This is a genomic window from Paenibacillus sp. SORGH_AS_0306, from assembly GCF_030819345.1.
Lineage (GTDB): Bacteria > Bacillota > Bacilli > Paenibacillales > Paenibacillaceae > Saccharibacillus > Saccharibacillus kyungheensis.
The window spans coordinates 2,104,615-2,120,107 of the sequence record NZ_JAUTBP010000001.1; the positions used below are offsets into that span (position 1 = coordinate 2,104,615).

Below are 15,493 nucleotides of genomic sequence, written 5' to 3' on the forward strand. Positions count from 1 at the left end.
CTTAGATGTATATACGGATTACTCACTTTCGCTAAGAGTGATTACCTTTTGGGGAACCATAACTTTCATTCCTATATAATAAAATAGAGTGCTCACTATAATAGAAGTTAATGCTTGTACACCCCAGGTAATCAATAGACCTGAGGCAAATCCAATGATCCATGCAAAAATAGCTATCCAATTAATCTTTTCGCAATATTCTGGCAATGTACCTTTTGCACGACTAGCATCCAATTCACTGCGATAACGTTTGAGTATAAAATAATCAATCGCCATAATCCCTGCAATCGGTGGAATAGCCACGCCTAAAATAGTCAGAAACGTAATAAATTTATCCAAGATACCCATAATTGAAAGAACGGTACCTATCACCCCTAAGATCAATGTAAGCACACCGCGATTCATTTGTACTTTGAAAATAGTACTTAAAAAATTGGTGATTCCGAGTGATGAAGAGTATAAATTAATATCATTAATTTTGATTGTAGCAAAAGCAACAATCGCTCCACCCATCAGACCAGTTAATTGCATAACAATTGCCATCACATCTGAACTTCCGATAGCATGTGCCATTAATACGGCAATCAGATTGACTCCTAATTCGCCCAAAAATGTACCTATCACCGTAATCCAGATTACATCTTTAGTGGATTTAGCAAATCTAGTCATATCAGGTGTGGTTACACATCCAACAATAAATCCACCTGCTACCATCGTGGTCGCTGCTCCAATTGTTAATAAAGGGCCGGGAGGTTCCATCGTTGCTAATGTAGCTAATGAATGATTTTTGAGTACTTGATATACTCCAATCCCCATAACAATTAGAAAAAGAGGAACTGTAATTTTCGCAGTCCATGTAATCCATTTGAATCCGAAATATACGAGTAAAGTAGTCGCTAATCCTGTAATAATAGAAGCTATTACAAAACCAAGCTTACCTCCAGTAACGGCGTCTATTCCTTCTGCAAAAACAGAATTTTGTACACCAAACCAACCTGTTAAAGAGATAGCAAATACTAATCCAATAATGCTTGATCCATAACGTCCAAACCCTGACCATCGTGCCAATAAGCTTGTCGACATACCCTCTTTTGCACCCGCAATTCCGAGAACACAAGCAACCACTTGCAAAATAATGCTACCGAACATCGTTGCTAAAAAAGCATCCCATAACGTCATTCCATAACCTAATGCCGCTCCAAGCAGAAATTGTGAGATACATGTGAGTGCTCCGATCCGAACCAACAAAATGCTAAACATAGATTGGCGTTGATCCTGGGGCACACGGGATAATGAGTAATCATCTATTGCTTCACTTTGACTCATATTGAAACCCCCTTTATCCGGTAACTTCCGGGTATTCTCATATCTTAATGTATTCATTCTCTATTGCGAATAATGAGGTTCACCAAAATAATGCTTATTTTATTGTTCAACTGACCAATTTGGTATATACATGACAAAAAAACTACCACAATTGCGGTAGTTTTTATAATTTATTTATTTTATTTATAGTCAAATCATCTGTTGTTTACATTTTATAAAGTAAAATAGCGAGCTCAAATTGTAAGCGATATGGATTCTCAAAAGGATTTACTTGTAAAATTTCTATAATACGTTGTTTCCGATAATTTAGCGTATTACGGTGAATATGCAAAATATCTGGTAATGCTTGTTGGTCAGGATAAAATAAAAAGTATTCCAATGTAATCAAAAAATCAGCATTTACTTTACAATCATATTCCACCAAAGGTTCTAATAAGCGTGTTAGTGAATCGAACATATTCTGTATATTTTCAGAACGTATCAGAGTGAATAAAGGCAAATAAGGAGCATATAGTATATACGGTAAAGCCGGCATTTTTTCTTTAAAATGCAAAATATGCCGTAATTCTTTGTACAAAGATACTACTTCTTCCAAAATACTTTTTTGTGCTTGATGATAGGCTATATAAAGAGGAACCGAACTTGATTGACGCCATTTCTGAAATAACTGATAGTATTGTTCTTGAAATTGCTTGTGATCTGTACATCGAGGTAATAGCAAAATACACTGATATCCGTCAGGAATAATCATCACACCATGTTGTTTAGAAGAAGCGTAATTACGTTCTATTTCATATATAAGCATATGATGATCTGTATGATCAACAGCAGCGACTACAGCAATACCACCCATTTGTGATAGATCGTATCCTGTTTCTTTGCTATTTTTTTCGAGATGTCCCGGAGAAATATCTTGTCCATTTAACCAGTTAATAATCATCGTCTGCTGATAGTTTTTGGTCACATTTTGAATAGCTTCTTCTTGTGAGAAATATAAAGCTAGACTAACTGCTACAGAATGATACAGCATCTCTTTAAAAGGGGGTAATCTTTCTTGGCTTAACACACATAAATAACCATATACTTTATGAGTTGAATAAATCGTTTCTACGATATGGGTATACTGTTCTGTTTCGGAAAGTACAAAAGAATTGGAAGAATGGACTGATTGTTGTTGGCGCGCAAAAGCTGATTCTAGCGCAGATTGAAGTTCTTTTTCGCTATAAAATAAATCTGTGTGATAACTCGCTAATTGTTTGAAATTATTATCAAGTAACAGCAAAGAGTCATCTAAAATTTCACCGATATTGTAAATAATCGTATGATAATCGAATTGGAGCGCTAACCATTCAGTCAAACGATTTTGAATTTCGAGCATTTGTTTAATTTCTTGTGAACGATTTTTTTGAATTTCTTGAACAACAGGAGAAATAATATCAATATATGGTACATCACGAGGAATCTCGATAATAGGAATTTGTAATTCATCAGCACGTTGAAGCACTTTTTCAGAGAGCTCTCTATAATGTAATCCTGGATAGCAAAGCGCTAGCGCAGACGCATGAGTATGCTTCATTTTCTCTAATAAAGAAAGCTGCAATTGTTCATCATCTTTAATATGATAAAAAGCAGTAATAATAAGTTCATTTCCTTTAAACCATTCTTCAGCATCTGGTATTTCAAGCACAGTGACATGTTCAATAGGATTACGTATACCGCTTTGCCCGGCAATTATTGTTGCACGAGTTAAAGCTCCTACAGTCATCGCTTCTTCTACTGTAATATGACTCACAACAATCACCTCTTTCATAACAACTTCCCTTTATCATTAAGCTTGTGGTCTATTATATGATGTTATCGCAAAAATAGGCATGGTAATTCTCTCCATTTCGGTAGTGAAGTATAAAGAATTTATTTATAAATATAGATATTGTACATATGGATATGATACGTATTGATTTGTTATTTTAAAATAAACTTGCATATATTATTTTAATTAATAGCGTAAATACGATTTTATAATTTTTTTATAAATTAACATAATAATAATTATGTAAACTATTAATCACAAAAAAAGAGAATGTTTATATTTCACATTCTCCTACTACATCATAAATGAAATTTTTTGGTCGCATGTTATATTTACTACTTACTTCCCACCGGCTTGACGAGAATTATAAAATTCCACTGCTTTTTGAATCAATTGTTGCATCGAACCGAAAGAAGTACTTTCTTTCACCTGATTATCTAGTTGACCTTGCGGTACTTCTTTTACTTTATCTGCTGAATCTGTAGGAGATCCAACGCCTGCTTTTTGCAACAATTCTCCAATCGATTGAAATGGAGTATGCTTTTGCATAAATTCAGGAGTAAGTAATTTGTCCAATGGAAGTTTTTGTACAATTTGATCTAATGGTAAATTTTTAGCTATTTCCATCAAACCACCTGGTGTTTTCGCTTTTTCAATCATTCCTTTAAGATCGCCCATTCCACCTAAATTAAATCCCATAATTATATCCTCCTTTAAAAATATCATTTGATTAGCTTTTACAGCTAGATTGTATGAATGTGTAAAAACAGACAATAATGAAGTATGTCTTCTTGCTTATTACCCTAATCTATAGCTTGTGATTGATGAATCATATGAAGTGCAGTAATATGTAAAATAGCAATATCTCTATTAGTTTACGTATTATTTGTTATGTAAACTAATATGCAAAAAACAAAAGCTAATAGAGACAGCTAAATAAATAACGTTTATGTGTATAAGATTTCGCGTTTCCTGTTATTCATTTAGTTGTAATGATTATATAATTTCCAAAACGCGCTCCCATGAGTTCAAATACTCCAATTCTTCTTCTACTCGTTGCTTTTCTTCCGAATCCATATCTTCTTGATTACTGAACTCTTCTACCTCTGCAAATTCATTATTCATCAAAGGGGTAAATAACCAGATGATTTTATCCGATATCTCTTGTTGTTGATCGTTATATTGATTCTCTGCATTATAGATATGACTCATTGTCTATCCATCTCCTTCTGCACGCTTTATATTTATGTCGACACAAAACAACATTCTTATAAGAAGATCCAGCAAAATAGTTTTTTTCTTTTTTATATCATAATACAATCCCCTCTTTTTCAAATCGGCTCAGAGGATGAATTATGAACTACAAAATATCATCCTCTAGATGGAGTTAATTTTTGCAATCTTCTTTGTTGAAATGATCCTAAAAAAGAGATAATGAATGTGATTGAAATTAGTCGTCTGTAAAGTGTAAATGTAGTTCAGATTATTAGTTTACATAATAATAATTATGGATTCTTATAAATTTATAGAGTTTTTTAGGTATTTCTCATATGGAATTTAATGTTAAATAAAACAAAAAAATCACGAGATTAAATACACAATAGTGGTCGACTAGATTAATTTTAATAGATTCTAACAAAAACAGCGTATAATTTATATTATACGCTGTTTTTTTAAAAGATTTTTTCATACCAAATATGTAGGTTTTTAAAGCTGTCTCCCTCTCTGCTATTGAGATTAGCCACCATTATTTCCACTAATATAGAGCGATTTCAATTAATTCTGTATAAAACTAAACTGTTCTATATGTATTATGCGTACTGATCATCAGAAAATATATGCTACAATCTGAAAGAAATATACGCTTTAAAGAAATATACGCTTTTATGTAAGGTCTTAATTTTTGATATCATATACAAAAAAATAGTTATACATAGGTGTAACCTTCCCCTTCTCTACATGATCTAATCTAATGAATACAAAAAAATAAATAGCATATAAAATTGCAAATGGATTACGTTAGAAAAACACATAACTAATAATGCCAAATACAAGAAGGTGAATTTCAGATTGGATATACAGCAGCAAGTCGAACGTGCACAGGATGGAGATCATCAAGCTTTTGTAGAACTCATGAAAGGAATCGAATTACGACTTTATCGAATTGCTCATTCTATCGTAAAGAAAAAAGAAGATATCGTGGATGCTATGCAAGAAACGATTTTAAAAGCTTATGAAGCTTTACCTCAACTACGAGAAAGTCGATATTTCGAGACGTGGATTATTCGGATTCTGATCAACGAATGTAATACAATTCTTAGCAAGCGTAACAAGGTTATTCCTTTTGAAGAAATTAGAACTATTCATTTAAATACACAAGTGTATGATGCTGTCGATATTCGTGAAGTAGTTGATCAACTTGAAGAAGAAAAAAGACAATTGATTATTTTGCATTACTTTCAAGACATCCCTTTAAAACAAGTAGCAGAAATGATGAACATAACAGAAAGCACAGCCAAAACTAGATTACACCGAACACGAAAATTATTATCACGTTGGATAAACGATCACGAGGAAGGAGGTCATATACATGAAAAATGATAAATTAGAACAGATGTTAAATCATGCTAAACAACAAGAATCTTTAGAAATGAATCAGATCCCTAAAGAAGTAGAATTGAAGCTTCAAGATATATATCAAGCTATAGAACAAAGACAATCTGCACAGCAAATTAGAGAAATACTTCCCTTATCTTCTGATATGCAACAAACTACAGAAAAGATGACTCCATCACCTGTACGTACGAGAAATAATACAATAAGACGTTATAGCGCTACTGTAGCAGCAACATTAATTATAGGCATAGGCGGTATTATAGGTTCAGGTTATGTATCATCGAATATGGCTTATCTAGCAAAAAAAATACCAGGAACAAATCAAATATATCAATTTACTTCCAAATTTGGATGGATTCCTGCCGATGATTTGCAGTCTTTTACCTCTCAGCCAAGTGTTACACAAGAAGGGGTTACTCTAACTCTTAGCTATGTTGTATATGATGGTAAGAAAATATATGTTCATGTTCAGCAACAATCGAAGACAGAACTCTATAGTTATCAAGCTATTCATTTATCAGTTGATGGTAAGTTATTAACTTCTGCCGACAATACCGATACTAATTTGCAATGGTCAGAAGACAAAGAAAAAAAGACATCCGATCTCAGTTGGCAAAAAGACCTCACTTCTGAAATGCTACCCGCACAGTCTAGCACTTCTGATTCTCTCGAAAAAAAGAGATCAAATTCTGATTTTCTACAAGAGCTAGATGTGCAACTAAATATACAGTTACAGGACATGCCTGATCAGCCCTTTATATTTAATGTTCATGTACAACGTGATATTCCGCAGACTTATCTATTAAAAGAGCCGATCAAAATGAAAGAAGGAATTACGTATAATCAAGTTACAGCTACTGGCACATCTGTATCAACTTTTATTGCGCTAAAAGCGTCAGGTATTGAAAAATGGAGAGATCAATACTATCGGCAATATGGTCATTATCCTGGTAGTATTGATTATATTTTGTCTGATTCTATGAACAATGTATATCGAACGCACTCAAGAACAGGAGATCTTACCAATGAGACTTTAGAGTATGATGCCCTTCCCAAATCAACAAAAGAAGTGACATTGATTCCTTGGACATTTAATGAAGAACCTGTATTGAAAAATTACCATTTTTCTAAAGAATCCAATTTAAATACTTCACCTGCACTCATTGATATGGGACAGACAGGAAAGGTTAATGTATTGGAAATAGAATCAACACCAGAAAAGTATATTTTGCATATTCAACCTCAAAAAGTATATCAAACTTATATGATAGCTTACTCATTCTGGTATGGTCAGCTAGATCAAGATAAACATGAGACGTATCCAACTGAAGTTATTCCTGATCCTGAACATAGGGGGCAATTCCTTGTATCCTTTGAGAAAAGCAAATTAAAAATAGATGATCAGCTTTACTATTCAGTGAATAAAATGCGCTATCTGGAACCGATTCATATGAACCTCATCAATCAATAAGTAAATGTACATCTATATGCAACAATACTAAAAAAGAACACAGAGAAGACAGTTGCTAATAATCTGTCTCCTCTGTGTTCTTTTTTAATTATATATTTTATAGTTTACATATAAGAAGTGTATTTCAAAGCAAAATAAATAATTGTTATCACTTATAACGATTATTAAAAAAAGCGACTATCCGTATATATTCTTTATATCGGATAGTCGCTTTTATGCTATTGATACATCATAGATATTGGGTATACTAATTACTCATCGGCTCCAATATTCACTGCACTGCCAGATACTCGATTTTGCCCATCAATATCAGCAGTTCCGATAATCGCTGTATCCGTTGATCCTTTATCTACAGCAGGTGAAGTTGTCTGAATATGATAATTATCTGCACTTACATCTACAAACTTAGGATCTGCGAAGATGGAATGAGCATCATTACCTGATCCTGACTTGTAAGCCGCAAATCCATTGTACTCTTTGTTTTTCCAAATCCAAAATGTAGAATCACTACTACCTGAAGCAAAGTACAAATTGTAGTCGACTACGTTGCCTGAATTTTTGGTATATGGATTTGTGATCAAAGCATTCGAAGAACCAGCTACCATAATATTGTTTTTGATAACGTTATTAGAAGTATCGTATTGTACTAATAATTGTCCATTATCGTCACCTAAGGTATCGTTTTTGTACAGCGTGTTATTCACGATTTTGGAGTTAGTGGTTGAACCACGACCTGTATCATATCCACCCATCGCAATACCTGTTAAGCGGTTTTTGTAGACCATATTGCTACGAACTGTAATGTTGTCAGTTGCTTTGCCTGCATGCTCAGAAGCAATTTCGATACCGATATCGTTATTGTAACTATAGTTACGCTCAATAATCGTATCTTTTCCACCATCTACATAAATACCATCTGCGGAATTGGTATTATTCGGTACAGGGCCATAAGATACATTATTATTAGACGTAATATTATACACTTTATTACCTTGAATCAATCCATTACGAGCTTGATCGTAAGCAACGGTTGGAGACTTGCCTTCGAATCCAATCACATCAATCCCAATGTTGTCGGCATCATGGATCGTATTATTGAGAATTGAAAATGTATCTACATTCCCGTTTACAACTAATGCTTCACTTGTACCCAATACTAAATTATACAATTCATTTCCGCTAATTGTCAGATTATTGATGGAAGCTGGAGCTTGGGTTCCATAGACAGCGATACCATGAGCATCCCGTCCTAACCAGATGTCTCCACTTGATGTAGAGGTAGGTGTAGCTGTACTTTTGATATCATGGATCTTATTATTGAGGATCTTAATATTGCTTCCTTTGCCATGGACATAGATACCAATTGGTAGCAAATCTTTAGTCGCTGTTTTATAATTGCTAAGTTCTAACCCTTGAATAGTAATGTAATCGGCATTTTGAATATCAATTAATCCTTCTAATCCTGTAACACTTAATCCCGTTCCATCAATGATAGGTTTTTCAGAAGCATAGTTGCTAAACGTGATCGCTCCTGTAGAAGAGCCTGATTTAGTAATTTTTAGCTTCTGATTATACGTGCCTCCACGAATATAGACCGTACTTCCTGCTGTAGCTACATCTGCTGCATGTTGCAGTGTTTTCCAAGGAGCATTCAATGTTCCTGCATTAGAATCACTACCACTGGTGGATACATAATATTGCGTTTCTGCAGCTACCGCTTGAGAAGTATTCCACTGAATACCTGTAGTTACTAACAACACCATACTTGCGCCTAGCACTACTTTTTTGATGGACTTAAACACTTCATCATCAGCTCCTCTGAAATAGTGAATTGCGATACATTAACGTTGTTGCTTACCCCTTGTATAGCAGCATAAGTATTACAAGCTCACCCCCTTTAAAAAATAAACACATTAAGAATGACTCATCTGTATATGGTCTATCTGTTGTAAAGTTGGTAAAGCTCCTGTACCACCTATGCCTTGAGTAGATAAAGCACCACAAGCATTGGCGAATTCTAACAAAGTGGCTCTTCGATAACCTTGCAAATATCCATAAATGATCCCAGCATTGAAGCAGTCTCCTGCTCCTGTCGTATCAATAGGTGTTACCGGATAAGAGCGAATCGTAAGTGGTTGCTTGGTTGCATCAACAAGTAACGAACCTTGAGAACCTAATTTTACGATCATATTTCCTACAAGATTAGGTAATTGCGTAATAACCTCTTCCATATGTGACGTGTTATAAATATGCAAAATCTCTTCTTCACTTGGAATAAACAAGTTAGTGTATGTTAACAATTGTTCGATTCCTGAACGATCCCATAGATTACGAATATCCCATCCGGTATCAAAAGAAGTGCTTACGCCTAGTCGCTGTGCCTGTGCAAACAAGGTTGACCAATGTTCTCTCATCTGATCTTGTAGATAGTAGGAACCAAAGTGTAGATGGTCTGCCTCACGAAGTAATGATTCAGTTACCATATCAGGTGTAACACACGGAATACTTCCCGGATAGGTGACAAGACCACGATCAGATGAAGTGGAAAATGATAATGTAACACCTGTTTTGATATCGGAACGTATGTGAATATGGTCTGTATTTACACCCATTCGCTGTAATTCTTGTATACAAAACTCTCCGAAATAATCTGCTCCCACTACACTTACAAATTTCACTTCAACGCCCAGACTAACAAGTGCACAAGCCGTAATCGCTGAAGATGACCCCAAAACGATTTCGAATTGATTGGCTACCTTTTCTCGATTCCATTCGGGTACAATATCTTCTCCAGTTAGAATCATATCGACATTCAATTCACCAACGACAACAATACTAGCAACAGGTGTATGTGATGCTTGAGTATTCATCATTATTTCATATTCGGGATAAATTCCCGTTCCACTTCATATAATTCATCAAACATATTGCTGATTTCTTCAAGTGAACATACGGCTGCTGTTAATGGATCAGACATCAATGCATGACGTGCCATTTCTTTATCATTACCGAGTACAGCACCTACAGCTAGTTCAAAAAATGCCATATTCGAGCGACACAACGCAGCTAAATGTTCTGGTAGACTACCGAACTGACAAGGGTTAATTCCATTACCATCAATCATACAAGCTACTTCGACCACACCATTTTGCGGTAAATTATGAATAAGCCCTTGATTAGGTACATTACCATAGATCACTTTAGGTTCGTTTTTTAGCATCGCTTCTATAATAACTGCGGCATACTCATTACTATTTTTCAATTCGATAGGTAAAGTACCTTCTAATTGTTGCAAGATGCGCTCATCATTTTCTTTTCTCCAGATAGGCCAGTTGTCTGCATAAAATCCTGTTGCACCGTTATATCCTGTATTACAATGCTGATCTATTAACTCCTGACGTTTACGATAATAAGGAATATATTCCGAAAAGTGTCCGCTGGATTCCGATACAAAAGCACCTAAATACTTCATTGCGTCTAAGCGCACAGGATCTTGACTCAGTAACTCTTCGTCTTTTATTTTTTCAAGTAATACAGGGTACAAGTCTTGACCTTTATGCTTGAGTTCAACGAACCATGACATATGGTTAATACCACCTGCTCGCCATTCTAATTCGTTGTAAGGTACACCTGCATACTCTGCTAATTGACTGGATGTGTTCTGAATCGAGTGACACAGACCGACTACCGGAAGTTCTGTAATCCGTGAAGTCAGTAAGGTGACTGCTGACATCGGATTCGTATAATTTAAAATGGTAGCATGAGGAGCAAGGTCTTCAATATCTCTCACAATATCAATCCAGCTTGGGAGTGTCCGCAACGTTTTGAACAAACCGCCTGGTCCAAGCGTATCTCCTATACACTGATTTACATTATATTTAAGAGGAATCTCATACTCGTACCTTACATTTTGCAGTCCACCGACTTCAATCTGATTAATAACAAATTGAGAGCCGCCAATGACTTCACGTCGATCTGTAGAAGCGATAACTTTCCAACGATTGCCTGTCATTTCGACCAACTTTTCGACCATACGACGAGCAATATCTAGACGCTTTGCATCAAGATCGACCAAAGCGATCGTGCCTCCATCGATTCCTTCGATTTTTAGAATATCTGTAGTGATATCTTGTGTAAAAGCACTACCTGCACCAATAATAGATATTTTTGTCATTATAATTCTTCCTCTCTGCATGTTTATGATGATGGAATATTGTTATTTCATACCTGTCATGGTTAAGCCTTTGATAAATTGCTTTTGGAAAATAAGAAAAACAATCATGACAGGTAAAGTAATTAAGACGGCAGCAGACATCACAACATTGTAATTGACCACATGAGTTCCGTTAAAATACACAAGTGCTAGAGGTACAGTCATATGATCGGTATCATTCAGTACGATTAACGGCCATAGATAATTATTCCACGCATTCATAAATGTAAAGATACCAAGCGCTGATAGCATCGGCAAAATAAGAGGAGCAATAATTCGAATCATCAATCGTAATTCACCAGCGCCATCTATTCGTGCAGCATCTAGCAAGTCTTGCGGGATATCTTCAATAAACTGTTTGGCTAAGAACACTCCATAAGAACTAACGAGATTAGGCAAAATAATAGCGGCTAAATGATCAATCAATCCAAGTCTTGCAGTGATCAGATATGTGGGAATCATAATCACTTGAAAAGGAATCATCATGGTTGCCAGAATCAACATAAATAAGATGCGTTTACCTTTAAATTGATGCTTAGCAAAAACGTAACCTGCAAGTGCACTTGTAAATAGTGTAATAATGGTGATAATAACTGCTGAAATAGCGCTATTCCACATCCATTTCACAAAGGGAGCATCTTCAAAAACAGTGAAATATCCTTCTAATGTTGGATGATTGGGAAAGAAACTTCCCTGACCTGACATGATGTCCATATTGCTTTTGAAAGAAGATACTACCATCCATAGATAAGGAATCATCATTGCCACCGCTGTCACGATTAGAAAAACCAATACGATCGAATCCAACCATGGGCTTTTTCGTTGCATCTGTATCTCCCCCTCTTATTGTTCCCAGCTAGCACGTCCTAATCGGAACTGAATTAACGTTACGATTAAAATAATGATCAGGAATATCGTTGCCATTGCAGAAGCATAGCCCATATTGGAATTGGAAAAAGCTTGGTCGTAAATATTAAGTGCTAAGACCCTTGTTTCGTTAAATGGTTCTCCTTTGGTCATAATCTGGAATTGTGGAAATGCTTGAAAATATGAAATCACTGTAGTGATCGTTACAAATAACATAGTTCTACGCAATAATGGCAACGTCACAAAAAAGAACAAATGCCAGCGATTAGCTCCATCCAGAATAGCCGCTTCATAATACATATCAGCAATAGACTCTCTGCCTGCTATAAATAGCACAATATTATAGCCAATATCTGCCCATAGCGTCATCATAATAACGGATAACAAGGCATACTTGGGATCACTTAACCAGTGAACAGGAGCAATATGTAGCTGACCGAGAATCACGTTGAACAATCCACTGTCATAATTCAAAATAGTTGTCCAAACAATAGCTGTCCCCGCTAGTGGAGCAATAGCTGGTAAAAAGAACAAGGTACGAAACAAATTTTTAAGCCATTGTATTCGTATTGCATAGATCGCACTTGCAATAATTAATGTAATCACAATATTGCTGATCACAGTAATACCAACGAACTTAAAAGTGACCCAGAGCGATTTTAAAAAGACTGCATCTTGAAGTAACAATGTATAATTTTTCATTCCTGTAAAAACAGCATGATTACTGAGCGGACTATAATCATAAAAAGATAACAACAAACTCCAAGCAATCGGTAGAAAAGCAAATACTCCAAAAAGAAGCAGAATCGGGGCTAGAGCAATACGCACAAACCATTTCTCATTTTGATATGAACGAGTGGTTCCTTTATCGAATGTTCTTTTACTGGTATTTCCAGCTTCGATACTTTTATTCATTCGCTATTCACCTCGACTACTTGTGTTGGTCTTGACTTGAATTGATAGATTGTTCTATATTACTTAGACCCGTTTCGACGGTGATCTGTCCGCTTACAATCAACTGAAAGTTATCATTAATCTGTTTGAAAAAATAATCTCGATCTGCAACAGGGCCAATCCATTGACCATACTTCAAAATATCAAGCGGTGCTTTCATGTACGGATTTTCCTTCAGAAATTTAGGGTTATTTGCGACTTCTTTTTTAGGAGGTACCGTAAATGTACTTATATTCCATTGAAGCAGATTTTCATTTTCGCTTAGGAATTGAATAAAATTCAAAGCTTGCTTCTGTATTTCACTTTTACTGGCTACTACTACACCCCATCCTGATTCTGCTGCAAAATAAGGATTCTCATTCGTAAATGAAGGAACAGGTACATACTCAAAGTCTTTTACCTTATAGTTATCCAATCCAGAAGCAACCGTCCAAGGCCCACGATAAGTCATAGCAGAATTGCCACGGAAAAAGTAGTCTGAGCTATCCAATTGACCGCCAAATACAGAGAGATCAGTCACTTTATCTACACTCACTAAAGAAGTAAGCGTATTCATTGCTTGGATAGCTTCTGGAGTTTGAAAGTTTACATGGTTATCGGTTCCCCAGTACTTTCCATTCTGCTGCAAAATCATAGAAAGAAAGGTAAACGTAATATTGTCTAAAGAAATAAAATCAAATCCTTTGATTTGGATACCGTTATCATTACGTACTGTTAATATTTTGGCATTTTCGACTAAATCGTCCCATGTTTTGGGTGGGTACTCGAGTCCTTTGTTTTTGAACATTTCAGGATGGATTAACATACCTCCGTTTTCGAGGTTGTATTCAAGTGGTAAGCCATACAACTTTCCATTGTATTGATAAGCTCCTAATGGTGCAGGATAATACTCTTTGCTGATCTTATCGATATTAGGAACTTCGGTCAGTGCTCCATTTTTGCTATACTCAGGAACCCATGTACCAAACATCTCAGCTACATCAGGAGGGTTTTGTGCAGAAAAAGAAGCTTTAAGTTTTTGATTATACACATCATAAGGAAAAGTCTGAAAATCAATTTCGATATCGGGGTGTTTGGCTTCATAGGCTTGGATCAGCTTGTGATATGCATCATTCATTGCACTTTCTTGATGTGCCCAAAATACGATTTTAGTTTTACCGGAGGAACCTACATTTTTAGAATTTGATGCACACCCTGCTAGCATTACAGTAATCAAGACTAGTAAGATGAGATAGTTCAAAACCTTAGTAAGCATATCAATGAATTCCCCCTTTCAAATTCAGTAGTCTTACATGCTCTATTGCTATTACATATAACGTATAGACCAAAGTTGGATATTCGATATAAACAACCTTGTCTATACGTATAAACAGCTATATCATCATATAGATATCCCGATCATTAGACTAATTGCAGTTGAACATGTTCTTTCTCACATAATTGCTGTAACCAGGAGTCAGCATGTACATTAGTGATAATGCCGGTCACTTCTTTTAAAGGCATAATCGTAAATAAAGCTGTTTTTTCAAGTTTACTTTGGTCGAATACCGCATACACTTCACCAGCACGTTCACTTAATTGCTGAGCAATCCGTACTTCTAATTCAGAATGCATCGTAAATCCTCGTTCAGATGCGACACCATCTACACCCAGGAACATTTTGCTCAAATTAATCTTCTGAATAACACTTTCAGCTAAAGGACCGATTAATTCATAACTTTGTGAGCGCATTACGCCACCAGTTAGAACCACTTGAATCCCTTCTGCATCTGCCAATTCAAAAGCAATATTGACGGCATTGGTAACCACAGTAATATTTTTATGATGCTTTAATGCCATTGCTATCAAAAAAGTAGTTGTACCACCTGTAAGTCCAATAACATCACCATCAACGACTAATGCAGCAGCAGCTTCTGCAATTTTTTGCTTATCTGGTTGCTGAGCCAACTGTTTATCGACAAATGGAACTTCATCTTGATTGATTTTGCTTCCACCTTCGTAGACGGCTCCACCAATGGTACGAATAAGCTGTCCTTCTTTCTCCATGAGGTCGAGATCACGTCTAGCTGTAGCTTCAGAGCAACCAATAACTCCAGTAATTTCTTGAACAGATATTTTGCCATTCTTTTTGATCATATCCATAATTTTTGTACGTCGTAATTCACTTTTAGAATACTCCATTTCTGCAATCTCCTTTGATTTTTATGAGCATTATTAATATAATTTTGCTCTTTTT

13 protein-coding genes are annotated in these 15,493 nt (G+C 35.5%); 2 read left to right on the forward strand and 11 right to left on the reverse strand.

All coding sequences use genetic code 11. The annotated features are described in order from the left end of the window. Positions 1-18: 18 nt before the first annotated feature. The 4 genes from QE450_RS09015 to QE450_RS09030 all read right to left on the reverse strand — a co-directional run bounded on the left by QE450_RS09015 (position 19) and on the right by QE450_RS09030 (position 4,348). The gene (locus tag QE450_RS09015) at positions 19-1,326 is read right to left on the reverse strand and encodes a purine-cytosine permease family protein (protein WP_307298663.1); all 1,308 of its coding nucleotides are present in this window, start codon (positions 1,324-1,326) and stop codon (positions 19-21) included. Between the two features lie 205 nt (positions 1,327-1,531). Next, positions 1,532-3,136, reverse strand: a complete 1,605-nt coding sequence (locus QE450_RS09020; RefSeq protein WP_307298665.1) for a PucR family transcriptional regulator — start codon at positions 3,134-3,136, stop codon at positions 1,532-1,534. Between the two features lie 339 nt (positions 3,137-3,475). After that, entirely contained in the window at positions 3,476-3,835 is a 360-nt protein-coding gene (locus QE450_RS09025) for a hypothetical protein (RefSeq protein ID WP_273612489.1), read from the reverse strand. 297 nt (positions 3,836-4,132) lie between these two features. After that, the gene (locus tag QE450_RS09030; RefSeq protein ID WP_273612490.1) at positions 4,133-4,348 is read right to left on the reverse strand and encodes a hypothetical protein; all 216 of its coding nucleotides are present in this window, start codon (positions 4,346-4,348) and stop codon (positions 4,133-4,135) included. A gap of 858 nt (positions 4,349-5,206) precedes the next feature. Here QE450_RS09030 and QE450_RS09035 point away from each other — a divergent pair. Next, on the forward strand, positions 5,207-5,737 hold the full coding sequence (locus QE450_RS09035) for a sigma-70 family RNA polymerase sigma factor (RefSeq protein ID WP_307298667.1): 531 nt from the start codon (positions 5,207-5,209) through the stop codon (positions 5,735-5,737). Beyond that, a complete protein-coding gene (locus tag QE450_RS09040) occupies positions 5,727-7,223 on the forward strand; it encodes a DUF4179 domain-containing protein (RefSeq protein WP_307298669.1) in 1,497 nt (498 codons plus the stop codon). Before QE450_RS09035 ends, QE450_RS09040 begins: the two co-directional genes overlap by 11 nt. A gap of 251 nt (positions 7,224-7,474) precedes the next feature. On the opposite strand, the gene QE450_RS09045 is transcribed toward QE450_RS09040, so the two are convergent. From QE450_RS09045 to QE450_RS09075, 7 genes are all read right to left on the reverse strand, one after another. After that, complete coding sequence (locus QE450_RS09045; RefSeq protein WP_307302649.1) at positions 7,475-8,986, reverse strand: right-handed parallel beta-helix repeat-containing protein; 1,512 nt, start codon at positions 8,984-8,986, stop codon at positions 7,475-7,477. A 150-nt stretch (positions 8,987-9,136) separates the two neighbouring features. Continuing rightward, positions 9,137-10,093, reverse strand: a complete 957-nt coding sequence (locus tag QE450_RS09050; protein WP_307298671.1) for a carbohydrate kinase family protein — start codon at positions 10,091-10,093, stop codon at positions 9,137-9,139. A gap of 2 nt (positions 10,094-10,095) precedes the next feature. Next, positions 10,096-11,397 carry an alpha-galactosidase gene (gene melA, locus QE450_RS09055; RefSeq protein ID WP_307298673.1) on the reverse strand — a complete coding sequence of 434 codons (1,302 nt, stop codon included), beginning with the start codon at positions 11,395-11,397 and terminating at the stop codon, positions 10,096-10,098. Between the two features lie 42 nt (positions 11,398-11,439). Then, positions 11,440-12,264, reverse strand: coding sequence for a carbohydrate ABC transporter permease (locus QE450_RS09060; protein WP_307298674.1), 825 nt, complete (start codon positions 12,262-12,264; stop codon positions 11,440-11,442). A 15-nt stretch (positions 12,265-12,279) separates the two neighbouring features. Beyond that, positions 12,280-13,218, reverse strand: a complete 939-nt coding sequence (locus QE450_RS09065) for a carbohydrate ABC transporter permease (protein ID WP_273612498.1) — start codon at positions 13,216-13,218, stop codon at positions 12,280-12,282. Between the two features lie 16 nt (positions 13,219-13,234). Continuing rightward, complete coding sequence (locus QE450_RS09070) at positions 13,235-14,512, reverse strand: ABC transporter substrate-binding protein (RefSeq protein ID WP_307298676.1); 1,278 nt, start codon at positions 14,510-14,512, stop codon at positions 13,235-13,237. A 146-nt stretch (positions 14,513-14,658) separates the two neighbouring features. Then, a complete protein-coding gene (locus QE450_RS09075) occupies positions 14,659-15,438 on the reverse strand; it encodes a DeoR/GlpR family DNA-binding transcription regulator (RefSeq protein ID WP_307298678.1) in 780 nt (259 codons plus the stop codon). Between the last annotated feature and the right edge of the window lie 55 nt (positions 15,439-15,493).

Coding starts and splice junctions, on each gene's coding strand:
- QE450_RS09015 (WP_307298663.1), bottom strand. CDS start 1,326: ATGAGTCAAAGTGAAGCAATAGATGATTACTCATTATCCCGTGTGCCC.
- QE450_RS09040 (WP_307298669.1), top strand. CDS start 5,727: ATGAAAAATGATAAATTAGAACAGATGTTAAATCATGCTAAACAACAA.
- QE450_RS09045 (WP_307302649.1), bottom strand. CDS start 8,986: ATGGTGTTGTTAGTAACTACAGGTATTCAGTGGAATACTTCTCAAGCG.
- QE450_RS09030 (WP_273612490.1), bottom strand. CDS start 4,348: ATGAGTCATATCTATAATGCAGAGAATCAATATAACGATCAACAACAA.
- melA (WP_307298673.1), bottom strand. CDS start 11,397: ATGACAAAAATATCTATTATTGGTGCAGGTAGTGCTTTTACACAAGAT.
- QE450_RS09075 (WP_307298678.1), bottom strand. CDS start 15,438: ATGGAGTATTCTAAAAGTGAATTACGACGTACAAAAATTATGGATATG.
- QE450_RS09060 (WP_307298674.1), bottom strand. CDS start 12,264: ATGCAACGAAAAAGCCCATGGTTGGATTCGATCGTATTGGTTTTTCTA.
- QE450_RS09025 (WP_273612489.1), bottom strand. CDS start 3,835: ATGGGATTTAATTTAGGTGGAATGGGCGATCTTAAAGGAATGATTGAA.
- QE450_RS09065 (WP_273612498.1), bottom strand. CDS start 13,218: ATGAATAAAAGTATCGAAGCTGGAAATACCAGTAAAAGAACATTCGAT.
- QE450_RS09050 (WP_307298671.1), bottom strand. CDS start 10,093: ATGAATACTCAAGCATCACATACACCTGTTGCTAGTATTGTTGTCGTT.
- QE450_RS09070 (WP_307298676.1), bottom strand. CDS start 14,512: ATGCTTACTAAGGTTTTGAACTATCTCATCTTACTAGTCTTGATTACT.
- QE450_RS09020 (WP_307298665.1), bottom strand. CDS start 3,136: ATGAAAGAGGTGATTGTTGTGAGTCATATTACAGTAGAAGAAGCGATG.